Raw genomic sequence first — 23,195 nt, forward strand, 5'->3', positions numbered from 1 at the left:
GGTCGCCGGTCAATCAGGGGTCGGAATGTCGTGAACGAAGTGGCACGGAGGAGTGAGAGAATGCGACTGAAGGACAAGATCGCGATCGTTACGGGAGGTGCCTCCGGCATCGGCAAGGCTATCTCAGACCTCTTCGCCGCGGAAGGTGCAGCGGTGGTTCTCGCTGACAAGAACGAGGATGCCATCCCGGAGGCAGTTGAATCGATCAAACAGGCTGGGGGCAGAGCCTCCGGTTCGGCAGTCGACGTGACCCAGCGCGATCAACTCGCGGAATTCATGGACAAAGTGGTGGCCCAGTACGGTCGCGTTGACATCCTGATCAACAACGCCGGCGTATCACGGTATCGTCCGTTCGCCACCACGACGAGTGAAGATTGGGACATCGTTCTGGATGTCGATCTCAAAGGGGTATTCTTCTGCACGCAGGCGGTTGCGCCACATATGGTGCGCCAGAACTATGGACGCGTCGTCAATATCAGCTCTGCGCTGGGCACTGGAGCGGCCCCGCACAAGACCGCGGGATCTCCTGGTGGAAGCGCCGCCTATGCATCGGCGAAGGCCGGGGTCATCATGCTCACGAAGACGTTGGCGCGCGAGCTCGGCCCGAGCGGAGTGACGGTCAATTGTATCGCACCGGGCAGCTTTCTCACCCCGTTTTCCGCGTCGACACGAACACCTGAAGAGGTCCAGGAACACATGCAACACCGCAAGAACACGGTGGTGCTGGGTCGTTTGGGAACACTTCAGGAGCTCGCGGCACCTGTCCTTTTCCTCGCTTCCGACGACTCCAGCTACGTCACAGGGCAAACGCTGTTTGTCGATGGGGGCCGTTCCGACCGCATGTGACCGAGGTCACGGGATCAAAACCGACACTCGCGGGACTAAAGTGCACAAAGGAGAACTTTGATGTTGTGGGCCGTATATTGCCTTGACAGGGCGGACACCGCCGAGGCGAGGGCAAAGCACCTGACGGTGCACCGGGAATACCTCGATCAATTCAAATCGAGGATCTTCTTCTCGGGCCCGCTCCAAAATGATGACGCCTCTGTGGCCTTGGGAAGTCTTTTCATTCTGAACGTCCCGGCTCGGGGGGGTGCAGAAGATTTCATCTCCAACGAGCCCTTCTACAAAGCAGGTATCTTCGAAAAGATCGTCATCTACAGAATGCGGAAGGGCAGATACAATCCGGACCTGATCGACATCGTCTGAAAGCGCGTTGTCTTGAGCGGGCGCACGAAGCGCGACGAATAGCAGGAGTTGACGATGAGACTCTTTTACCAAAGTTTCGGCGTCTCTCGGGGCTCCCGAGACGGACTGTATGCGCAGGCGCTGAAAAGGATCATTCAAAAGGCTGCCGCTCCCGGCACTGAGATCACGGTGGACGGACTCAGTCCTCATCGGGCCATCGCGGACCAGTACCGCTATCTCGAGCTGTTGGACACCGTGGAGGTGACGGAGAAGGGTCTGCAGGCGGAGAAGGACGGCTACGACGCCTTTCTGGTCGGAAACATTTTCGAGCCCGGGGTGCATGAACTCCGCGAGCTCCTGAATATTCCGGTCCTCGGCTTGCGTGAATCGTCAATCCAGGTGGCTTGCCTCATGGGGGCGTCGTTCTCTCTCATTAACGTCAACCCCAAGTTCGTGCCGCGGATCATGGAAGGGGTCCGCAACCAAGGGGTGATGTCCCGATTGGCATCCGTCGAAACTATGACGGTCGAGAGACCGGGCGTGTTCGATCTCGCCTTCCGAGATGACGACGCGAGGGCGGAGGTTGTCCGTCAATTCACCGAGGCTGCCAACCGCAGCATCGAAAAGGGAGCCGAGGTCTTGATCCCGGCTGGCGGCAGTCTGATGACGGTTCTGATCGAGGCGGGCATCCACGAAATCAATTCCACGCCCGTGCTCAACGGACCGCTCGCACTCGTGAAGACCGCCGAGCTGGCGGTTCAAATCAAACAGTTGACGGGTGTCTTTACCAGCAAGCGCATGACGTACGCGCCCCCGACCGGAAAACTCTTGACCGACGTGAGGGATGCCTACGGCCAAGATGTCTACCCAGGAGCGACCTGACTGGGAGGTAAACCGGGCCGCGTGTTAAATTTCAACGGGTGCCTTATCAGTGTGTGTGTTGTTGCATCCCGCTAGTTGGGCGACCAGATAGCGGTAGTGCTTGCGATCAGGCATTTCTCGACGCGAGAGGAGAACCGGTGGGGGAGGCAATGGACGAACTCAAATTGGATAGGGCGTTCGTTCTCGTTGTCGAGCACGGCAGCTTTTCGGCCGCTGCCCGGCATCTGGGCACATCTGTTACTTCCATCGCACGGCAAATCAATCGCCTCGAAGCGACGCTGGGTGTCCGGCTGCTCAACCGCACAACTCGGCGGCAATCCCTCACAGAGGTCGGCCACCTGTATTATCAGAGGCTAACCGAACTCATCCGCCAGATTGATGACGTGAAGCGGGAAGTCAGCGGCTACCAAAAAACAGTCAAAGGGCTGCTGCGAGTGCATCTCAGGATTTCCGTCGGAAACGAAGTGATCGTTCCGGCGCTGAAGGACTTTCTGGTCGACAACCCCGAAGTTATGATCGACGTCACGCTTACGGACGAGCGGGCCGACCTCGTTGGGCTCGGGATAGACGTCGCGGTGTGGCTCGGCAATCTTGAGGACTCGAGTTTGATCGCGCGCCGCCTGAGCCCGAGCCGCCGGGTTCTCTGCGGCAGTCCGGGATATCTGGAAAGGAACGGTCATCCCACCGCTCCGCAAGACCTCGTCAAACACAATTGCCTTGTCTATCGGGCGAAGAATTACGACAACCGATGGCGCTTCACCAAGGACACGACCACTGTGGAGATACCGGTGTCGGGAAACCTCCAGACGGATAGCGGCGCCGCGCTGGTCACCAGCGCAATAAGCGGTCTCGGCTTGGTGATCATGCAGGAGTCGACCGTCAGGGAAGCCGTTAGGAAGGGCGATCTTATACCTCTCCTGACGGACCACGAAGTAAGTCCCACCGAGTTCGACACCGCCCTCTATGCGGTCTACCCGAGCAGCCGGAAAGTTTCTCCCAAGACGCGCGCATTTTTGGACTTCTTGGTAGCCTTGTTCCGTCATCACGGCGAGCGCCCCGCCTGAGCGATGTCGCCGGTACCGGACATTTCCAGCCCGTAGAATCTCGCGGCGGTCCGCCAGAAGAGATCGTCCCGTTCTGTCTCGGTCGCGCCTGCCGCCACCAATTTCATAGCGTTCCAACCGGTGCCATAGGTGTGGCTCTTTCGGTCGGCGGGATAGTTGCTCTCGAACATGCATCGCGAGGTTCCGAAAATCTCGATGCACGTCTCCATCCATGGTCGCCAAGCCGTGCACAGTTCTGCCGAGTCAGGCCGTCTTCCGAGTTCCGGATGGGTGAGACCCGAAATCGGCATCCCGAGGCCGCCAAGCTTGATCGCGACGTTGTCGCAAGCCGCCAGTTCGCGTAACGCCATCGACCACTCGGCGAAGACCTGGGCATGACGACCCGAATAGCCCCTGGTGCCCAAGATGCCTCCACAGTGATCGACGACGATCGGAACATGCGGAAAGGACCTTGCCAACGCCGTCAGGCCGCAGATTTGATGGAAGTAAAGCCAAGCGTCGAACCGGAGGCCGTACGTCGCGAGCTTGGCGAACCCGGCCCGGAAACGGGCGTTGTCAAGCATGTCGGGAGTCGTCGGATAGGCGTTATTGAGCATTTCCTGGTCGCCATCCCACGCTGCGATGTGTCGAACACCGCGCAGATTTCCCCGATGAAGGCCGCCGGCGGCGCGGACGTGTTCCCCGAGAACCTCTTCAACGCTATCGCCCAACATCAGATCGGCGTGGCAGACGATTCCCGCGCAAACCTGCGTCTGGCACTCGGGATCGGCCGTGCACGCGTCAGCAACGCTTTTGGCGAACTCGGTTTCACCGACGGGGCGCATCGCTTCTGGGCCGCGGTCGCGGTACATCGCGCGGGCCTGGACGAACACCGTCGCCACCACGTTGTGTCCGCTTGCGAGATCGGCTTTGAGCTCGTCTAGCAGATAGCGAAAATTTGGTCGGTCATAGAGGTGATGGTGGGCATCGACGATCGGCAGTCCGGGATCGATCGGCGCCTCGTCCTTCAGATGGCAGTCTGGATGCGCGCGGCTCACGGAGCGGGCGCCGGCGCGGGAAAATCTGGATCGTCGAGTTCCGTCGCGATCGATTCCGGAATGCCCAGTTCGAATGCATTCAGCGTCACCGATACCAGGCAGTAGTAACCCACGATTGCCACCAGCTCGACCATTCCCCGTTCCTCAAGGCTTTGAACGCCTCGATCGTACAGCGCGCGGCTGATACGACCGGTCGAGAGGAGGCACAACGCGATATCGTGTACGAGACGGTCTTCGTCGCCAGCCATCTCGGGCGGACGCCGAGCGGCCACGTCGGCGATGACGTGCAGGCTCAGCCCCGCTTCCAGCGCCAGCCGCTTGTGTGCCGTCCATTCATGATGGGACGTCCAATGCCTGGCGCAAACAAGGATCGCGAGTTCCAAGAGACGCGGATGCAGTGTGGTGTCGTACCTGAGTAGCTCGCCGAGCCGCTGTGCCCTGCGCGCGAGTTCCGGATTTCTGAGCCAGGCGATCATCGGGGCGGGCACGCGTCCCCGTTTCCCGGCAATTGTTTCCGCGCTAACTTCGGACTGCGCGGCGGTCATCTCGTCATTGGACAACGGTTCGAGGCGAGGTATGAATCCTCCTGTCATGAGCTCAACCAAGCTCCAATATTTCGCGAGCCTGCGAAGCCGTGGCAACCTCCGCCCCCAGGTCCTCAATGATCCTCGCCGCGCGTTCGACCAAGGGCCCATTTCCCTGGGACAGCTCGCCACGGGAAAGAAAAAGGTTGTCTTCGAGCCCAACGCGTACATGCCCTCCCAGGATGACTGACTGGGCGACCATGTGGAACTCCTTCGCGCCGATGCCAAACGCGCTCCAGTTGCTTGCGGCCGGGACCATCTGCTTCATGGACAACATCGCCTCGGTGGTCGCGGGAGCCCCCCATGGAATGCCCAGGCAAAGCTGGTACATGGCAGGTTCCGTGAATATTCCCTGATTGAAAAGGTGCGCGGCGAGCGCGCAATGACCCAGATCGAAGACCTCGAGTTCGGGTTTGACGTTGGCTGCACGGACGGCTCGCGCGATACGCTCGATGTGTTCGGGTACGTTGACAAACGCATGCGCGCCAAAGTTCATCGTTGCAACGTCCAGACTGCAGATTTCCGGTCGCAACTCGAGCACATGCTCCATACGCTCCTCGGGGGAGGCCAGACCCGAGACCGCGTTCCGGTTAGGATCGTCTTCGGCGGGAGTGAAACGTGCCCCTACACCGGTCGTCAAATTGATCACGACATCGGCGCCGGATTGCCGTATGCGTCCAACGACGTCCCGGTAGAGGCGGATGTCGCGACTGGGTTTGCCCGTCTCGGGATCGCGAACGTGTATATGCACTATGGCAGCGCCCGCTTCATGCGCCCTGAGAGCATCATTGGCGATCTGTTCGGGCGTGATGGGCACATAGGGGCTTGCCGCAGTGGTGTCACCCGAACCGGTAACAGCGCAAGTGATAATAACTGGTCGGCTCATTTTTCCTCCGCACTCGGAACATGTATTTTCCGGAAATTAAGCCGGGCGTGCCGCGGTCAGTCCGCCGTCCACGACCAACTGTGTAGCGGTGATGTAATGAGCCTCGTCGCTTGCGAGAAACAGCACCGCGTTCGCCACGTCCCACGCGTCTCCCATGCGCCCAATGGGCACGCTCGCGTTCCTCTCGGCGATGAGCTTGACGACGTCGTCCTTGCCAAGTTGGCGAGCCAGCCTGTTCTCGACGAGCGGTGTGTGCATGGAACCGGGGACCACCGTGTTCACCCTTATGCCCTTTTTGGCGAACGCTATTGCTGTAGAGCGCGAAAAGGCTTCGACCGCAGCCTTCGATGCCGCGTAGGCGGCGCTCACGCGACCACCCATCTGGAAGGTCATCGACCCTACGCTGCCGATGTTGACGATTGCGCCGCCGCTCCCGCCTTCTTCGAACTGGCGGACCATGATGGGAAGAACATGCTTGCAATTGAGAAAAACGCTGTCGAGATTGATTGAGATTTGCTCCTGCCATACCTCTTCGCTCATCGAGATTGGGTCGCCAGGAGCGCTGCCACCCACGTTGTTGACCAGAATGTCGATACGGCCCAATTCCCTGACGCACCGCGCAACCGCCGCCTCGACGCTCTCGCTGCTAGTGGCGTCGCATTGGCAGGACGACCATCGCCCGCTGAGGTTTTCCCGACCCATCGCCGACCCGGTATCGGTCAGCGCTTCGGGGTTTATGTCGGTGCCGAACACCCTGGCGCCCTGACGCGCCATAAGCACGGCCGTCGCCTTTCCGTTGCCCCAGCCTTCGCCGACCGATCCGGCACCCGTTACAAAGGCTATCTTGCCAGACAAATCGAGTGGCATCAGCTCAACAACCCCATTTCGCGGGCCTTGATCTGCAGGGCGATGTATTTCGAGTAGATGCGCGCGTGCGCGAAACCGCCTCCGGTAAACCAAAGGCCCTGCTGGGGCGTGGGCCGGAACATGTTGGCTAGTTCCCCATCGGGCGCGATACCCCAGATCGGCCCGATCTTGTCCGCCATTTCTGAGCCCAAAAGGTCGCGGATCAGGTCCTGCTGACTCTGGTAACCGGTGGCCATCACTATCAGGTCGACCTTAGCGACCTTTCCGGTGGCAAGCTTCACGCCATCCTCGACGAACTCGTCGATCTCTTCCCACTGCATGAGGCTGACTTCGCCATTGATGATCAGCTCCGAGCATCCGCAGTCGAGATAGTAGCCACCATGACGGCGACGAAACTTCATTTGGTGGCCAGTGTCGTCGTCGCCGAAATCCAGCTTGAAGCCCCTTGCCTCCAACCCGGCGAGAAGTTCGCGGTCGATTTCCTTGATCTTCGTGACGGCTGCTTTGTAACTGCGGATGAGCAGCGGATACGTGCTTGTGGCAGCGATCAGGTCGCAGTCTTCGACGGGCAAACCTTCGTTATAGTAGACGGAATGCACCAGCCCGGCGGCGGTCACGCTGGTGACAGTGGTGGACCCCCGTTGGACCAGCGTTACCTGCGCGCCGTGGCCGTGGAGATCCTGTGCCACATCATGACCGCTCGTGCCCGCGCCGAGAACCAGCACGCGCTTTCCACCCCAATCCTCGCCGCTCGTGAAATCATGCGTATGCATGACTTCGCCCTTGAACGAGTCCAGACCCGCGACCTTCGGCTTCAGCGGGCGGCCCGCCACGCCGTTGGCAAAGACGATGTGCTTCGGCCTCAGAACCCGCTCCGATCCGTCCGCCCTCCGCACCTTGGCGTTCCATTGACCAGCTTGGTCATCGAAAGTCCCTTCGACGAACGTCGTTTCCGTCCAGACGTTGCACTCCATGGCCCAGGCGTAGCTTTCCAGCCAATTGGCGATCATGTCCTTCGGCAGGTATTTGGGCCAGCTTGGCGGCCAGGGCAAATAGGGCAGGTGGTTGAGTTTCACTTGGTTGTGGAGCGCTAGCGAGTGATAGCGCCTGCGCCAGATGTCGCCGACGCGTGGCATCTTGTCCACGATCAGGGTATCCACACCCAGCAGTCTCAGCCTGGCGGCTATGCTCAACCCGCCTTGGCCCGCGCCGATGATCAGTACGGCGGGTTCGCGGTCTGTGAAGGCTTGCTCCTTCGCACGCAGGTCGCTCCAGTTGTCGCCGCCAAAGTTTCTCGAATACGCAGAACCACTTGGCCTCTGATCGTTGATCGGTTCCTCATGACCTTTGAATTCCTCAAGCGATGTCATTAATGCCCATGCTGTATCCGGCGCGTCGGCCACCAACCGGAGAAACCCGTAGCCGCGCCCGACCTTCGTCTCGAACGTGAAGATCGCTTCGATCGATTCCACGCCGATACGGGTTACGCGGCGGGGCGGGGTGCGGTCTTCCGCCAGCTTGAAATTTCTCGCCCGCACATCCGGCTGCGCCTTTAGAAGCCCATCGATGATCGGCTGCCTCGATTGGTGAGGCGTGATGTTCCAGCTGAAAGCCAACAGATCGCGCCAATGGCAATCGTCTGCGAGATGCCGGCCAAGTGCATCGGCGTCTCCAGCTCCGAGCGCGGCTTCGAATGACGTCAGCCATCGCGCGGCGAAATCAGCCTCGTTGGCTGCCACACTGCTGGCAATATTCATGGCAACGTCTCCAATCCACCAGCCTGGGTCCCAGATCATTCGCGGGTCGGGCCAAGCGTTCGCGCCGCTAGTGCGAAATACGTCCGCGCGCCGATCTCTAAGAAGTAGCGGATACCGAAACGATCAAACATGTTCCCGAACGCCAAACATCTTGGCCTCCGGTGCAAATGTGAACGGGCTCTCAACGCGCAGGCCGCCTTGCCGGCGGTTTCCGCGCAACGCCCGGCAACTGTGGCGGACTTTGGGGTGGGGTGTGGCGCTGGGCAAAATCACCCGGTTAGAGCGTCAACACCCATTTGCCTTTTGGAACCCGTCGCGAAGTCAGGGCGACCATCACCTAAGCCGAATGAATAGCGAAGCTTATCGCCCGATCCTATCGGCGCGACCGAGACAACAGGCAGTTGAAAATATGGTGCACCGACCGCGGCATCCGGAAAGTCTGACTGGAAAGGCGCGGTTCAGTCGAAGACGAACACGCCCTTGCCAATCTTTCTCTGCTCGAAAAGAGCATACGCCTCTACGGCGTCTTCGAGCCTAAATTCGTGCGTGAAAAGGGAATCGACGTCTATGCCTCGTTCGCTGATGAACTGAGCGCATTCTTCTTGCTGGTTCTTGCTGAAGGTCAGCGAACCCACGAGGGTCTTCTGCTTCGTGATGACCTCATTGCAATCGAACTGCATGCTTCCGTGAACGCCTACAAGGCAGGTGACACCCCATTGGCAGACGCAGTTGACCGCCTGCTCACGCGCGACCGGGTTCGAACTGCATTCGACCGCCTTGTCGCAACCCAAACCGCGGGTGACATCCTTGATGGCCTGGACGGGATCGCCTTCCAATGGATTGACGAGGAAATCAGCGCCGAACCTTTTGGCCATCGCGAGGCGTTCTTCGCCAACGTCGAGCGCGATGACCCGCGCGCCGAAGGCCTTGGCGAGTATGGTGCAACTCAATCCGACCGGGCCTTGACCGAAGATGGCGATGGTTTCTTCGGCAAGCAGGTTGATCCGCTTCAAAGCACCGTAAGCAGTCCCGCTTCCGCAACCTATCGCAGCACCTGCCTTGAACGACAGCACGTCGGGAAGCTTGATTACTGTGTGAACGGGGGCTTTCATGAAGTCCGCGTGGCTACCATGGCCATTTCCACCGAAAGCGATCCGCCCCCTGTCGCAGTTCTGGGTCCAGCCCGAACGGCAATTGGAGCACGTGCGGCAGCCGTCATAATGGTGGATCATCACCCGGTCGCCGACTTTCGCTTCATGAGGTCTCACAGCCGAACCCACCATCTCCACGACGCCGCATGGCTCATGCCCTTCGATGACGATCTGGTCTTCGGTTCGCTTGGGCTCATAGAGGTGGTTCAAGTCACTCCCGCACATGCCCGAGGCCTTCACCCGGATAACGACCTCGTCTGGCCCGGGAACAGGGTCTGGGAATTCGCGAAGTTCCATTGCGCCTTCGCCGAGGAAAACAACCCCTCTCATCGCCATGACCTCCAACATTGCTTTCAGGTACGCCGACGCTCAAGTGATCGGGCTGTTACCAAGCTGGGTCGCAAATCCGAACTCTTGAGACAACCGTTTTCGCCCCATTCGCTGCGGTCGCGGAGCTATCATATAACTTAATCTTATATGTGGCTTTCCGATGCTAGGGCTAATTGGCGTGGGACAACCGATATACCCTGCAAAAGGCTTCCAGTCCTGATAGCCGCCGACCCTTGTCCGGGGGGGGCGCGACATAAGCTGGTGTTATAACCGTCGCCCCGGACCTCTGTCGCTCAAAATTTCATCATGTTAGAGAAGATTAACGCAGGAGGAGGCGGGTCGAACTTCGGTATAAGGCGGAAACCAGCCGATACCGCTAGCAGCATCGACTTGATACTTTAGCGCTTAATGAACTTTATGGGAGGATCAGAATGCGCCGGGACTCAGTAAATCCAGATGGCGTTTCTTTCCACTGTACATACTTGCCGAGACAATTGTCAGTTTCAACTGCGTGTTGAACCATTAATTGTCATCGGCCAAGGCGGTTGCTCTCGCTGAATCTCATTTGTTTCGAGTTCTGCGCGGCGACGCACGGCCCGGTTTCATAGTGCCGAAACCGACAATGCCATCTCAACCGGCACGTAGCAAAACTTGCTCCAGGGAGGAACTCATGAGCGGATTGAAACTGAAATTCGGCACGGCTGCCATCGCGGCGCTTCTGTGCGCCGGAACGGCCGGTGCGAAGGATCTCACCTTCGGGTACGTCCCCGCAAGTCTTGAGTATCCCTACAATGTTATGACCGCGAAGGGCTTCCAAGAGGCGGCCAAGAAGGCGGGCGTCAAGACCGTTGTGCTCGATCCGCGCGGCAGTGTGGAGAAGCAGGGCAACGCCTTGGACGATCTTCTTTCCCAGAAAGTCGACGCCATTGGTTTCTTGCCTCTTGACTCTGTCGTGGCTGAATCCTTCGTCGACAAAATCAGCGATGCCGGAATCCCTGTTGTTGCTATCGCGGCACAGGTCGGTGACCCTCAAAAGCGCGACGTCAAAGATCCGTACCCCGCTTTGTCGGCGTTGGTCGCAACCGACAACTTTAAGGCCGGCTACGTCTCGGGAGAAATGACCGCGGCGGTGCTCCCCAAAGACCGCAAAGCCAAAATCGCAATTGTCCAAGGCGATCCCGCTTACGCGGTGGTTAAGCTGGACACTGACGGCTTCGTAGCGGCTTTGAAACAAGCCAATGCAAACTATGAGATCGTTGCCGAGCAGCCGACAAACTGGACGCCGGATGAAGGCGAGGCGGTGTGCCAAAACTTTCTGACCGCACACGCGGACCTGGACGTGATTTTCAGCCAAGCGGATGACATGGCGATCGGCTGCGCACGTGCGATCGAAGCCGCAGGCTGGAAGGGGAAGCTCATCGCGACCGGCGGGGGCTCAAAGCTGGGTTATGACGCAATCAAAGCCGGGGAAATGTACGGCTCGGTTTGCACCCGTCCACTGTTGCTCGGCGAACTGATGTTCAAGGCAATGCAGGAGGCCGCGACCGATCCCAAGACGCCGAAGGGACGTTTCGTGACTTACGACATGCCGCCGATTACCAAGGACAAGTTGGACGACTGCCCAGAGAAGTGGTGATAAACTTCCTTCGTCGATAGCAAAACAGATTGGGAAACCCAACTGATGCAAGACAACGGTCCAATCATGCAGTTGCGTGGTATCGTGAAGGGGTTTCCCAATGGAACACTGGCCCTGCGCGGTGTCGATCTCGATATCGAGCGGGGCAAAGTCCACGGTCTGCTAGGGGCGAATGGCGCCGGCAAATCGACCCTGATCCGGATTCTGTCCGGTTCCTACTGGGCCACGTTAGGCGAGATCATCTGGCGTGGACAGCCGGTCCAATGGGATAGCCCCAAAGCCGCGAATGACATGGGCGTAGCAACTGTCCACCAGCATATTCCACTGGTCCCGACACTTTCCATTCTCGAGAATGTTTTTCTGGGCAACGGGGGGCGCTGGCGACGGTCGTCAGCCATTCGGACCCAGTTCAACCAACTGTGCGAACGCGTGGGATACTGGTTGGATCCGGACGCCTTGGTCAGCTCGCTCTCGATCGGCGAGCGCCAAATGGTATCCATATTCCAAGCGCTCGGTACTGGCGCTGATCTGATCGTCATGGACGAACCGACCGCGTCTCTCGCATCAGAAGAGCGTGAGCTGGTCTACAACACCGTTAGGCGTCTGTCCAAAGGCGAGAAGAAAGCCATTCTGTTTGTGTCTCACTTCCTCGACGAAGTGATGGCGCTTACGGATCAGGTTACAGTGCTTCGCGACGGCTTGGCTGTGATGCGCGCCAACACTTGTGATCTCGATGAAAGCCGTATCGCTGAGGCAATCGTTGGAAAGCAGATTGTCGCTCTTGAGCGTCAGGCTGAAAACCGCGTGCCGTTGACTGTCGTTGGCAACGATCAGATCCCGCGGTTGGAACTCCGTGATCTTGCCTCCAGGGGCAAGCTGCAGAAGATCTCGATGAGCGTTGCGCCTGGGGAAGTCGTGGGTGTCGCAGGGCTTTTGGGATCCGGCCGGAGCGAGCTGCTCCATGCGATCTTCGGCGCAGACAAGAGCGCGACGGGCGAGGTGGTGCTCGATGGAAAACGCGTCGCGCGGGACACCGGCGCGGCGGTCAAGGCTGGCATCGGCATGGTTCCCGAGGACCGAATGGCTCAAGGCCTGGTTCCCGACTTTGAGATTTGGAAAAACACCACATTGCCCGCGTTGGGCGGCGTCTCAATGTGGAACGCGATTCCGGTGGGCGAGCGCGAACGGGAACGAGGATGGGAAGCCATCAGGATGCTTGGGATCAAAGCCATCTCGCCGGAAATCCTCGTCAAGGAACTGAGTGGCGGCAACGCGCAGAAGGTCACAATCGCCAAATGGCTGTTCAGTGACGTCAAGCTGTTCCTGCTCGACGAGCCGACGGCGGGTATCGATATCGGGGCGAAGACGGACATTCTGCGTCTGGTTCGACAACTGGCAAGCGAAGGCAAGTCAGTCATGATCGTATCTTCGGAATTCGAGGAACTGCTGACGGTTTGCGATCGCATTCTTGTGATGCGTGATGGCCAGTGCATTGCCGAACGCAACGCTCGTGACACTTCAGAGCATGAATTGCTTCTGCTGGCTGGCGGCAAGAGCGCAGCGACCGAAGCCGCGCGCCACTGACCGGCGGGCATCTCACAGCGAGATTTGAACATGACCATAATAAAAGAGAATCGCTTGGATCAGTCTGATGTGCTTGGTCAGGATGTGCAAACCAGCGCCAAAACCAACTGGCGGAGGTTATTCGGACTTCAAGAGATGGGCGTTTACTACGCGCTGCTGCTATTGATCGTCACTTTGACGATCATTACAACCTATCTCGGTCAATCTAACTATCTCAGTGTGCAAAATCTTTCCAATGTGGTCTATCAGTCCTCGCTGATCGCAATCATGGCGGTAGCAATGACTGTGGTTCTGATCAGCGGCAATTTCGACCTATCGGTGGCGTCGGTCGCGGCTCTTGCCGCAGTGATGTTGATCGGCAATGCCGACGCGATCGGCTTTTGGCCGGCAGCGGCACTTGCCGTGACCGTGGCTATGAGCATCGGTCTTCTGAATGGAGTTATCGTTCAATACGTTGGGATCAATGCGTTCATCGTTACCCTCGGCACGATGACCGCGGTCCGCGGCTTGGTGTTGATCTACACCGACGGACGATCGCTTTCAGTTGCAAATCCAGATGTGATCGCCACCATGAAATCCTTCGAAGGTGGACGCCATGATGGTTTCTGGCTCGTATTGGTGGCGGGACTTGCACTCATGGCAGTGGCCGCATTCCGGATTTTCCAGACCCGCATGGCGGGGAAAAGGCTGCGGCCCGCGACGCTCGGAATGGTCGGCATTGGCCTTTTCTTCCTGCTGGTCTCCTGGGCCTCCGGCGGTGAGTTGATCCTGCGGAATCCTGTCATCATGATGGTCGTCTTCACCGCGATCGTCTGGTTCACGCTTAGCTTCACTATGGTTGGCCGCCGCGTCTATGCAGTCGGTGGCAATTCAGAGGCGGCCCGCTTGTCCGGCATCAACGTCACGCGATATAAATTGATGGCTTTCGTCTTCTGTAGCGGCGCGGCCGGATTTGCCGGCGTCCTTTTCGCGAGTCGCTTGCGATCCATCAATCCGGCAGGTCTTTCGGGCGCGGAACTCACGGTTATCGCGGCTGCCATCCTCGGTGGGACTTCGCTGTTCGGCGGCGCAGGCAGTGTCATCAAGACACTGGCTGGAGCGCTGCTGCTCTATTCGTTGACCAACGGTTTCAACATTCTGAACCTCGGTGCGAACTGGCAGGGCCTCATCGAGGGCGTCGTGGTGGTTGTCGCAGCGGCAATTTACACCGTAGGCGGCACCAAGGCGAAATCCAAAACTGGCGGCTGAGCAGCAGGCGGCGCTTCAGCGCGACCGGCGGCCCGCAACCCATTAGCTCTGCCTCAAAAAACAGAAAACCGGACAATAGACATGACTGACATACCAAGAGTGGATCTCGGCGGCAAAGTCGCATTCGTCACCGGGGCAGGTAGCGGTATCGGCCGCGCCGCAGCGATCGCATTTGCCATGGCGGGCGCGGCTGTGACGGCCGCCGACATTTCCGAGAAGGGCTTGAAGGAAACAGCCGCCGAAATCGAAGGACGTGGCGGAAGGGTGCTGCCCGTCATCTGCGACGTGACCAAAAGCTCTGACGTGAAGGCGGCTTTGGACCAGACCGTGGATAAGTTCGGCCGCTTGGACATCGCGTTCAACAACGCGGGCATCGAACAGCCCGCGCAACCGATCGCGGAATTGTCCGAGGACGTTTGGGACAAGACCATCGCCGTGAACCTGAAAAGCGTTTTTATCTGCATGAAGCACGAGATCGAAATCATGCTGCGCCAAGGAGGCGGCTCAATCGTCAACACCGCATCGGGCGCGGGGGTCCTGGCGATCCGCGGGCAGTCCAGCTATTGTGCCTCCAAGTTCGGTGTAGTGGCCGTAAGCAAGGTCGCTGCCCTTGAGTATGCAAACAAGAACATTCGGGTGAACGCGATCTGCCCGGGCATCATCGATACGCCGATGATCGCCCGCTACACAGGCGATACTGATGAAGGCCGGGCTCGCGTGATTGCGCAAGAACCTATTGGACGCATGGGACGCCCAGAAGAGATCGCTGGCACGGTCCTCTGGCTTTGCTCCGACGCCGGGGCTTTCGTGACGGGTCATGCCATGGTTGTTGATGGCGGGCAGACCGCCGGCATTTAGCGGCAGTGAAACAGTCTCGATAGAGGCATTTTTGACTCCACCGGACGTCTGTATGGAGCGTCATGGCGCTCGACGCATGTTCTAAGCCTCGCGTGCCGGCGGAGAGAGAAGTTTCACCAGATCCGTTGCATCAGAGAGTTCCTCGAGCCGACGGGCCAGACCCGCTACCCGGGTCACGACTTCGTCCGCAAATCTGGTGACCGAGATCGTCGCGCATTCCCTGAATTTCGAGCAGATGTCGTCCCAGCCCATGGGGTTGTCCGCGTTGCCAGGAACGCTTCGGCCTTCCTCCGACCATCGGCGGCCGTCATGGGTGAGAATCTCCACGCGGCCGGGTGGGAGTTCGAGTTTCCAATTGAGATTTGGATCGTTCACAAGGCTTATCTTGGTCGCGATCTCGAGCACTGCTCTATCGTGAAGGCCATCTTCGGTAAAATCCGAGACGCTCATGCCCCGTCGGGCGATGGCGATTGAAACGAGAAATGGCAAGCTGAATTTCGCATCAGCCAATGTCGCCGGGCTCCGCCGTTCCTGAAGCGGCTGACACATCAACTCGTGGTAGTCGCCAACATGGAGACGGATTTCGGCTATTTGGTCTGGTTGCACATCGTTTTTCGTGACGATGTCGATCGCGGCTTTCATATGGCTGTGGGCGGTACCCACACATGGCCAACGCTTGTACAGCGTCCCACTTCCAAGAAAATCCCGGCCCAGATCGCGAACCATGGCTTCGCGATCGAAACCGCCGCCAAAATAGGTATTCATAAAACCGTACTGGCCTTCAAACATGCGATCGATGCCTGTGATGCCTTTTTCTGCCATCAGGGCGGCCAGGACAGCGCCTTTGGCTGAGAATCCGGCGTACATGCCACGAAGATCGCTACCGCGCCCTGCTACCATCTCCATGATGCCGCTGCATTGCATGGTAGCGATGCCCATAGCGTGCGCGACCTGTCTGGAAGACAGTCCCATCGTACGGCCCGCAGAAGCTGTTGCGGCGAAGACAGCGAGTACGGTCGAGAGGTTCCAGTCCTTTTTCCAATCCACGTTGCATCGCAAGCGGCCGAAGATATCCTGCCCTACAGCGACCGCGGCTATCAAATCCTTCCCGGAAACGCCGCCCCGGCGTTCGGCGACTGCGAACACCGCAGGCACGATGGAACTCGCTGTGTGCTGTCCCCATGGGGTCTGGTCGTCGTAATCCAGGCAGTGTGCCATCGCACCGTTCGCGAGCGCTGCCATCATTGCGGGGCGACGACCGCCAAAGCCAATCACGGAACACTCCGGCTTTCCGCCGCCTTCCTCCACGATTTCCACTACGCCCCTGACCGCAGGTTCCATCCCGCTCGCGGCGAGAATGACACCCAATGTGTCGAGAACGCTTTTTTTCGCAGCTTCGCGCGCGACTGGGGGCAGAGCGTCGTACGAGAGTTCCGCCGCGTGCCGGGCAAAAACATGCACGAGATCGGGTTCGGTGGGCATAGTCGCAATCTCCTCCATACACGCCCGCCCGCGCCGGCGGCCATCTCGTATCTGCAGCAATCTCACGTCACATGTCGTGCCGCATCCATAACTTCACGCGGCAAGGTCTTTATCCGACGGAGATATAACAAGACGCTATATGGGCCGATACTAAGGTGAGTTTCCGTGTTCTCATTTCGATCGAGAGATGGAATTTTGCCTGGACAAGACATTGGGAGGATATGTTGGCAAATCTGGCCGGAAAAACAGTTCTGATCACCGGGGCGTTGGGAACGATCGGAAAGGCTTTGGTGGCTCGCTATCACGAAGCCGGGGCCACGGTCATCGCTTCGGACCGCCCCCATGTGGAAAATGCTTCCGAAACAATTGGGAAGATCGCTCGCGATGTCCGCTATTTCGGTTGCGATCTCAGCGACCTCGCTGGCACGGAGAAGGCCGTGACCGCGCTGGCCGAAGAAGTGGGTGGCATCGACGTCCTCGTGAACAATGCGGCATTCGTCGTGAACAAGCCGCACGAGCAATTCACGATTGAGGAATACGAGAACGAGGTCCGGATTAATTCGTCTGCTGCCTTCGTCGTAGCGCGGGCGTGCAGCGCCATGATGAAGCAGAAGAAATACGGCAAGATCGTCAATATGACGTCCGCGACCCTGACCGGCCACTGGGAAGGCTTCGTCCCTTATGTCGCCTCGAAGGGAGCGATGTACGGTCTTATCAAGGCGTTGGCGCGCGAACTCGGTCACTACGGCATCAATGTGAACGGCGTTTCGCCGGGTGCGGTGGTGTCTGAGGCCGAATGGCGCCATTTCGGCGAGAAGCGAGAGGAATATCACAAGTGGATTCTGGAGCGGCAGAGCCTGAAGCGGAGGATCGAGCCCGAAGACATTGCCAATCTGGTCGTGTTCCTTTCGTCGCCCGAGGCCGACCTGATCACGGGACAGGACATCCATTGCGACGGCGGTTGGTGACGCCGGTCAAGTTCGCCGGGGAGGACGAAATTGGCAACCCAGAAACCTACGTTGTTCGCGGACAATTTCATGTTCCTCGAAGCGCCGAAATGGCGAGATGACCGCTTGTGGGTATCCGACGTTTTCGATCATAAGGTCTGCGCCCTCTCGGCCGAAGGGCACCCCAAGACGTTCTTGTATGTGCCCAACCGACCCTCCGGACTGGGATTCCTTTCCGACGGAAGCTTGATTGTGGTTTCCGCCAAGGATCGCAAGCTCCTCAGGTATTTCCCTGGCACACAGTTGGTTGACTACGCCGACCTGTCAGAACACGCGGCCGGTTGGCTGAACGATTTCGCGATCGACGAACATGACCGGATCTACGTCGGAAACTTCGGGTACGATTTCGCGGCTGGTGAAGAACGCAAGACGACTTCGCTCCACAGGGTCGATCCGGACGGCACCGTCGAAGAAGTCGCCGACGAAGTCGATTTCCCAAATGGTTCCGTCGTCATCGATAACGGCAGAACCCTCGTTGTTGCGGAGACCTGGGAAGGCCGCCTCACTGCCTTCGACATCGACGAAGCTGGTAGGCTGAGCAAAAGAAGGCTATTCGCCGATCTTGGAAAACGGCAGCCCGACGGCATTTGCGTTGACGCCGAGGGGGCGATCTGGGTCGGTGTCTACAACACCGGTGAATTCTTGCGGGTCCTCGATGGCGGCAAGATCACCGATTTCGTTCAGTTCGAAGGCTCCGGCATTTCCTGCACGCTCGGGGGCAGCTCGGGCAGCACGCTGTTCATGACCGCTTTCATCGGAACCGAGCGCGACATGGCGGCGGGCAAGCGCAACAGTGCGATCTTCACGATCGACGTCGACGTCCCGGCTGGCGCGTAGCCCAAGCCCAGGTGTTAGATACGGATATAAGGAACCATTATAACTCCCTGCCGTGCATCCGACTTTGCGTTGCCGGCGGACGGGCGCGCCGATAGCGTGGCCACTCATCGATATGTTGGAACGGCGCCCAAATGCATCCCGTGCTTTCTTTCCCCGCGCTCGCGGGAATGACCTATCCCTCGCTTGAAGAGCGCGACCTTCTGCGGATCGTGCCTGGGCCGAGAGATGTCCTTGCGTTGCCGGAAGCCGACCGCTGCGCCGTCCAGGTCCTGATGACCAGCGCGTCGCGCGGCTGCAGCGCGGAGCTTGCCCAAGCGTTGCCGAACTTGCGCTTTGTCGTATCGCAAGGGGTCGGAACCGAACTTATCGACGGGGACGCATTGGCTAAACGCGGTGTGAAGGTGCGCCCCGTTGGCGAAGCCTTGACCGACGATGTCGCGGATCTTGCCATGGCTCTGACCCTGATGTCCTGCCGCGGGCTCGTGCGCGCCGATGCCTTCGCGCGCAGCGGCCAATGGCAGAATGGTCAATTCGAGGTTGGTGACAGTGTGGTCGACATGACAATGGGCATCGCGGGCCTCAGCGGTCGGATCGGTCAGGCGATCGCCGCGCGGGCATCCGTATCGAGAATGAAAATCGCCGGGCTGGACCGTCCATCGAACATGGGGCTTGGCGCGTCTCTGCACGCGGACTGGAAGGCCCTTTGCGCGGCGTCGGACATACTCGTCCTGGCGCTGCCGGGGACGCCTGACCTCCAGCATGTCATAGGCGCCGAGGAACTTGTCGCATTGGGTCCCAAAGGCCGGCTCGTAAACGTTGGCCGCGGGAAACTCGTCGACACGGACGCGCTGATCGAAGCGCTGGAGAAGGGCATCATCGCCGGGGCGGCGCTGGATGTACTGGATAGCGAACCCGATGTTCCCGAACGTCTCGCCGCGTTGCCCAATGTCGTCCTATCTCCGCACATCGGGGGGCAGACGTGGGGCCAGCGGGCGCGGGGGGCCAGGATCGCAGAGACCGAGGTCCTGAGATTCCTCCACGGCGAAGAAGCATAATGGCTTTCCGTCCGACAGCTCGACGCGCGAAGGTCGGACCATTTGAACCTCTGGCCAGCGAAACGGCTTGAAAAGGGACGAAACCAGAAATGAGCGACAAGCCCAACCATCCGTATCCACCCATTGGCCTTCTCATCGATGGCGAATGGATCTACGACCGCCCGGCTCTTTGTGATGTGGAAAATCCCAGCGATGAGTCCATCCTGGGCCAAGTACCAAAGGCTACAGCGAAAGACCTCCAGAACGCTCTGGAATCGTCGGCGCGAGGTTTCGAGGTCTGGCGCAGAACACCTCCGAGCGAGCGTGCGGCGATCATGCGCCGTGCGGCGGGTCTCGTTCGTGCGCGGGCGGCCGATATCGCGCCGATTTTCACAATGGAACTCGGCAAGACGCTTTCAGAATCTCTCGCCGAGATCGAAAGATCGGCCACGTTTCTCGACTGGGACGCGGAGGAAATCCGGCGCCTGTATGGCCGCATCGTTCCGACAGACCCGCCTATACAACAGTTTGTGGTGCGCGAGCCGATCGGTCCTGTCGCAGCTTTCACGCCTTGGAACGTGCCGATGAGCGCACCGTCGCGAAAGATCAGCGCATCGTTGGCGGCAGGATGTTCCGTTATTCTCAAGCCTGCGGAAGAGACACCGGCGACAGCATGTCTTTTCGCCCAATGCTTCCTCGATGCCGGCTTGCCCAAGGGCGTCTTGAATGTGGTCTTCGGCGATCCGGACGAGGTGTCCCGCACTCTCGTGCTTTCCCCGATAACCCGCCTCGTCACCCTGACTGGATCGATCAACGTCGGGAAACATCTGACGCGGCTCGCCGCCGAGACGATGAAGCCGGTCCTGATGGAATTGGGCGGACATGCCCCGGTGCTGGTGGATGAGAACGTTGATCCCGATGCGATCGCCCAGCTCGCAGTGAACTGGAAATACCGGATGGCGGGCCAGTTCTGCTCCGCGCCCTCACGGTTCTTGGTTCACCGCTCGGTCTACCGCGATTTCGTCGAGAGCCTCGCTTCCAAGGCGAGCAGGCTTGTAGTCGGTGACGGGTTTGCCAAAGACACGCAAATGGGACCGGTAGCCAATCGCCGTCGTCTGGACGCAATGTCCGGTCTGGTCGAGGACGCGGTCGCACACGGCGCGCGGGTGGTCACAGGCGGCCAGCGCGTCGGTAACCGGGGATGGTTCTACGCCCCCACTGTCCTTGCGGACGTGCCTCTGGACGCGAGGATCATGAAAGAGGAGCCGTTCGGCCCGCTTTCCCCCTGCGCTCCCGTCGATTCCATGGATGAGGCGCTTTCGATCAGCAACAGTCTCGACATGGGTCTGGCCGCGTTCGTGTTTACAAATTCGATGGAGCGCGCGGACCATCTCTCCCGCGAACTGCAGGTCGGCTCCGTCGCGCTCAACGTGTTTACCAGCCCCGGGGCGGATGCTCCCTTCGGCGGATATCGGGAGAGCGGTATCGGCAGGGAAGGCGGACTTGAGATGTGGAACAGCTACACAGTCTCCAAAACGATTGCCGAAAGGCGTGTGCGAGTCTAGAAACCAGAAGGCGTCGCCCGCGTTGGCGGGCGTGAATTGTGTCGGTGCTGTTGGAAATCGATCCTAAGAAATTGCTATACTTTGCCACTGTCATCGAACAGGGCAGCCTCAATCGCGCCGCGAAATTGCTCAGCGTTTCCCAACCCGCCTTGTCCACCTCCATGAACAGGCTCGAGGCGGAACTGGGAATGCAGCTGATCGAGCGCGGTCCCAAGGGCATCGTGACAACGAGAAGCGGGGATATTCTTTACTGCCACGCAAGAGTGATCCGCGAGGAAGTGGAGCTCGCCGAACGAGATCTCTTGAACTCGCTCGATGTTCACAACGAGGCGATCAGGCTGGGAAGCCTGCCCAGCCTGGCGAGCAAGATCGTGCCGATGGCCATGCGTAAATGGCGCGACGCACATCAAGACGGACAGCTGCAGGTCGTCGAAAATGCTCAGGTCGACCTTCTGATCGGATTGCTGCGCCGGGACTTTGACTTCGTGGTCGGGTTCACCGAGGTTTTCGACATGTTGGACGGGTTGCGCCAGAGGGTTTTGTTTCGGGATACCCTGCGCGTCATCGCTCGAGTGGATCACCCGTTGCGAAAGTTGGAAACCCTGACATGGGAGCAGCTCGTGCAGTACCCGTGGATAAGTCCCACATCCCGCCGCACGCACACCGTCCTCGACCACATCCTGAAAACCATGAACTTAGCGCTTCCGAGCCAGGTGACCGTGTGCGGGTCAGTATCGCTCCTAAAGTCGTTGGTGGCCGAGACCGATAATATAGCCTTGCTCCCGGCCCATGCTGTTCATGAGGAGATCGCCGAACAACGCCTGCTTCCGCTTGCGTTCGACGATCCCGTGCTCAGCCGCGACATCGCCGTCTTTTTTCGGGAAGGCTACCAAATGGACCAGCCGCGAAAGGATCTAGTTACCTGCATCGCGGAAGTTGGCTTGGAGCTGTGCCACGACCACAACGGGCATCAGGACGTTCGTCACGTTTAATCGCCGTTGAGATCTTCGGGCCAATAAAAGCCTTCCAGGGAGCCCCAGTCCCTAGCGGGCGGGAACGTCTTTCAGTCTGCGGGACTACCATCCGCGCATCTCCGCCCGGCAATGCGCCAACCTGTGGACCCAGGCAATCGGGCATGACCCGCCGACTTCGGGCGGCGGGTGCCTTGTTGCAAAGGGATGGATCAGAACTTCGGCAGCGTCACCACGAAAAACAGCGAGTCTTCATTGGCTTTTATGTCGACCGGAGCGTCCGACGGGGTCAATTCGAGCGCCGTCTTGTCGCCGTACGTCTTGCCTTCGACGGTGATGTTCCCCTTGCTCATGAAAAGCACGTCGACCTGAGACCGCGATCCCGTATTGTATGTCGCCCCGGCTTCGACCTTGATGAAGCTCATCTTGGTATTGCGTTCCGTGAACGTGCCCAAAAGCTTCGAGTACACACCTGGCCTTCCCGTTTCGATCCAATCGTACGAGTCGGGATCCATCATGATGACATCGTCATACCGTGGCTTGGCGAGGACCATCTTCCTTCCGGTCGCTTCTTCGTAGCAAGCGGCCGCGCCATCCATATTGTGCTTTTGGCCCTTTTCATCCACCCAGGTGAAAACGCCGCTCTTGAATTCGCCTTTTGCCTTCAGAGCCTCATTGGCTGCTTCCCGCCGGGGTGTGCTCAGAAAGCCCGCGCCGCTAGCACCACCGAACTGCAAGACCATCATTTCCAGCCCCTCGGGCCGGTCCTGCGGACCGTAATGCACGCTCTCAGGAAAATACGCCACCGAACCCTCGTCCATGATTTTGTGAGGAGCTGCCGGATACCTGCCCTTCAGCACGTAGCGGATCTGGTCAAAGTTATGGCGGTGACGGGGCGTGCCCCAGCCGCCTGATCCGGTAAGGCCGACATTCAGCAGATAGTTGTTGGGGGAATCGTCGTCGCCCTGCAGAAGAAACTTCTGGTCGAGCTTGCCATCTCTCATCGAACCGACCGCGCCACCCTCGGCTGTTGCAAATTCTCCGATACGCATCTTCTCATTCCTCTCGTCTTGTGGACCAAACCGTCGGTCTCCAGGACCGAACTGCCGGTCCCCAGATAAACCCAAACGGGGGCGTCTCGGTATCCTCCAATTTCGGCAGCTATAACATCACGTTATTCCGGGTGGGGTCTCGAGCGCGTAAGGCCTTGATAAGCGTAAGTGTTGA

Annotated in this window: 21 protein-coding genes; 13 read left to right on the forward strand and 8 right to left on the reverse strand. The window is 59.1% G+C overall.

The window, feature by feature from the left end; translation table 11 throughout:
- The first annotated feature begins 60 nt into the window (after positions 1-60).
- From AC1RZR_RS20910 to AC1RZR_RS20925, 4 genes are all read left to right on the forward strand, one after another.
- Positions 61-846, forward strand: a complete 786-nt coding sequence (locus AC1RZR_RS20910) for an SDR family NAD(P)-dependent oxidoreductase (RefSeq protein ID WP_481825823.1) — start codon at positions 61-63, stop codon at positions 844-846.
- A gap of 60 nt (positions 847-906) precedes the next feature.
- Positions 907-1,209: a YciI family protein gene (locus AC1RZR_RS20915; RefSeq protein ID WP_481825824.1), complete on the forward strand. Its 303-nt coding sequence runs from the start codon at positions 907-909 to the stop codon at positions 1,207-1,209.
- A 54-nt stretch (positions 1,210-1,263) separates the two neighbouring features.
- Complete coding sequence (locus tag AC1RZR_RS20920) at positions 1,264-2,070, forward strand: aspartate/glutamate racemase family protein (RefSeq protein WP_481825825.1); 807 nt, start codon at positions 1,264-1,266, stop codon at positions 2,068-2,070.
- A gap of 149 nt (positions 2,071-2,219) precedes the next feature.
- Positions 2,220-3,134 carry a LysR family transcriptional regulator gene (locus AC1RZR_RS20925; protein WP_245518370.1) on the forward strand — a complete coding sequence of 305 codons (915 nt, stop codon included), beginning with the start codon at positions 2,220-2,222 and terminating at the stop codon, positions 3,132-3,134.
- Here AC1RZR_RS20925 and AC1RZR_RS20930 read toward each other — a convergent pair.
- The 6 genes from AC1RZR_RS20930 to AC1RZR_RS20955 form a co-directional block, all read right to left on the reverse strand.
- Positions 3,113-4,171 (reverse strand): amidohydrolase family protein, encoded by a 1,059-nt coding sequence (locus tag AC1RZR_RS20930; RefSeq protein ID WP_481825826.1) that lies wholly within the window; start codon positions 4,169-4,171, stop codon positions 3,113-3,115. The genes AC1RZR_RS20925 and AC1RZR_RS20930 overlap by 22 nt on opposite strands.
- On the reverse strand, positions 4,168-4,764 hold the full coding sequence (locus AC1RZR_RS20935) for a carboxymuconolactone decarboxylase family protein (protein WP_481825827.1): 597 nt from the start codon (positions 4,762-4,764) through the stop codon (positions 4,168-4,170). The genes AC1RZR_RS20930 and AC1RZR_RS20935 overlap by 4 nt, the downstream gene beginning before the upstream one ends.
- A 4-nt stretch (positions 4,765-4,768) precedes the next feature.
- On the reverse strand, positions 4,769-5,641 hold the full coding sequence (locus AC1RZR_RS20940; RefSeq protein WP_481825828.1) for a beta-keto acid cleavage family enzyme: 873 nt from the start codon (positions 5,639-5,641) through the stop codon (positions 4,769-4,771).
- Positions 5,642-5,677: 36 nt separating this feature from the next.
- Positions 5,678-6,508: an SDR family NAD(P)-dependent oxidoreductase gene (locus AC1RZR_RS20945; protein ID WP_481825829.1), complete on the reverse strand. Its 831-nt coding sequence runs from the start codon at positions 6,506-6,508 to the stop codon at positions 5,678-5,680.
- Positions 6,508-8,265: a flavin-containing monooxygenase gene (locus AC1RZR_RS20950; protein ID WP_481825830.1), complete on the reverse strand. Its 1,758-nt coding sequence runs from the start codon at positions 8,263-8,265 to the stop codon at positions 6,508-6,510. The genes AC1RZR_RS20945 and AC1RZR_RS20950 overlap by 1 nt, the downstream gene beginning before the upstream one ends.
- A 458-nt stretch (positions 8,266-8,723) precedes the next feature.
- On the reverse strand, positions 8,724-9,746 hold the full coding sequence (locus AC1RZR_RS20955; protein ID WP_481825831.1) for a zinc-dependent alcohol dehydrogenase family protein: 1,023 nt from the start codon (positions 9,744-9,746) through the stop codon (positions 8,724-8,726).
- Between the two features lie 670 nt (positions 9,747-10,416).
- Here AC1RZR_RS20955 and AC1RZR_RS20960 point away from each other — a divergent pair.
- From AC1RZR_RS20960 to AC1RZR_RS20975, 4 genes are all read left to right on the forward strand, one after another.
- Positions 10,417-11,382, forward strand: coding sequence for a sugar ABC transporter substrate-binding protein (locus tag AC1RZR_RS20960; protein WP_481825832.1), 966 nt, complete (start codon positions 10,417-10,419; stop codon positions 11,380-11,382).
- Positions 11,383-11,427: 45 nt separating this feature from the next.
- Positions 11,428-12,966: a sugar ABC transporter ATP-binding protein gene (locus AC1RZR_RS20965; RefSeq protein ID WP_481825833.1), complete on the forward strand. Its 1,539-nt coding sequence runs from the start codon at positions 11,428-11,430 to the stop codon at positions 12,964-12,966.
- Between the two features lie 30 nt (positions 12,967-12,996).
- Positions 12,997-14,214, forward strand: coding sequence for an ABC transporter permease (locus AC1RZR_RS20970; protein ID WP_481825834.1), 1,218 nt, complete (start codon positions 12,997-12,999; stop codon positions 14,212-14,214).
- A gap of 81 nt (positions 14,215-14,295) precedes the next feature.
- Positions 14,296-15,072 carry a glucose 1-dehydrogenase gene (locus AC1RZR_RS20975; RefSeq protein WP_481825835.1) on the forward strand — a complete coding sequence of 259 codons (777 nt, stop codon included), beginning with the start codon at positions 14,296-14,298 and terminating at the stop codon, positions 15,070-15,072.
- A gap of 81 nt (positions 15,073-15,153) precedes the next feature.
- On the opposite strand, the gene AC1RZR_RS20980 is transcribed toward AC1RZR_RS20975, so the two are convergent.
- Entirely contained in the window at positions 15,154-16,554 is a 1,401-nt protein-coding gene (locus AC1RZR_RS20980; RefSeq protein WP_481825836.1) for an MmgE/PrpD family protein, read from the reverse strand.
- Between the two features lie 224 nt (positions 16,555-16,778).
- Between AC1RZR_RS20980 and AC1RZR_RS20985 the strand changes: the two genes are divergently transcribed.
- From AC1RZR_RS20985 to AC1RZR_RS21005, 5 genes are all read left to right on the forward strand, one after another.
- Positions 16,779-17,522, forward strand: a complete 744-nt coding sequence (locus AC1RZR_RS20985) for an SDR family oxidoreductase (protein WP_481825837.1) — start codon at positions 16,779-16,781, stop codon at positions 17,520-17,522.
- Positions 17,523-17,552: 30 nt separating this feature from the next.
- Positions 17,553-18,398 (forward strand): SMP-30/gluconolactonase/LRE family protein, encoded by an 846-nt coding sequence (locus tag AC1RZR_RS20990; protein ID WP_481825838.1) that lies wholly within the window; start codon positions 17,553-17,555, stop codon positions 18,396-18,398.
- Positions 18,399-18,529: 131 nt separating this feature from the next.
- Complete coding sequence (locus tag AC1RZR_RS20995) at positions 18,530-19,453, forward strand: NAD(P)-dependent oxidoreductase (RefSeq protein WP_481825839.1); 924 nt, start codon at positions 18,530-18,532, stop codon at positions 19,451-19,453.
- 89 nt (positions 19,454-19,542) lie between these two features.
- The gene (locus tag AC1RZR_RS21000) at positions 19,543-20,997 is read left to right on the forward strand and encodes an NAD-dependent succinate-semialdehyde dehydrogenase (protein ID WP_481825840.1); all 1,455 of its coding nucleotides are present in this window, start codon (positions 19,543-19,545) and stop codon (positions 20,995-20,997) included.
- 38 nt (positions 20,998-21,035) lie between these two features.
- Positions 21,036-21,989, forward strand: a complete 954-nt coding sequence (locus tag AC1RZR_RS21005; RefSeq protein ID WP_481825841.1) for a LysR family transcriptional regulator — start codon at positions 21,036-21,038, stop codon at positions 21,987-21,989.
- A 191-nt stretch (positions 21,990-22,180) separates the two neighbouring features.
- Here the strand turns inward: AC1RZR_RS21005 and AC1RZR_RS21010 are convergent, their stop codons facing one another.
- Entirely contained in the window at positions 22,181-23,020 is an 840-nt protein-coding gene (locus AC1RZR_RS21010; protein ID WP_481825842.1) for a hypothetical protein, read from the reverse strand.
- Positions 23,021-23,195: the final 175 nt, after the last annotated feature.

The sequence above is a fragment of the Mesorhizobium bavaricum genome, assembly GCF_056781655.1.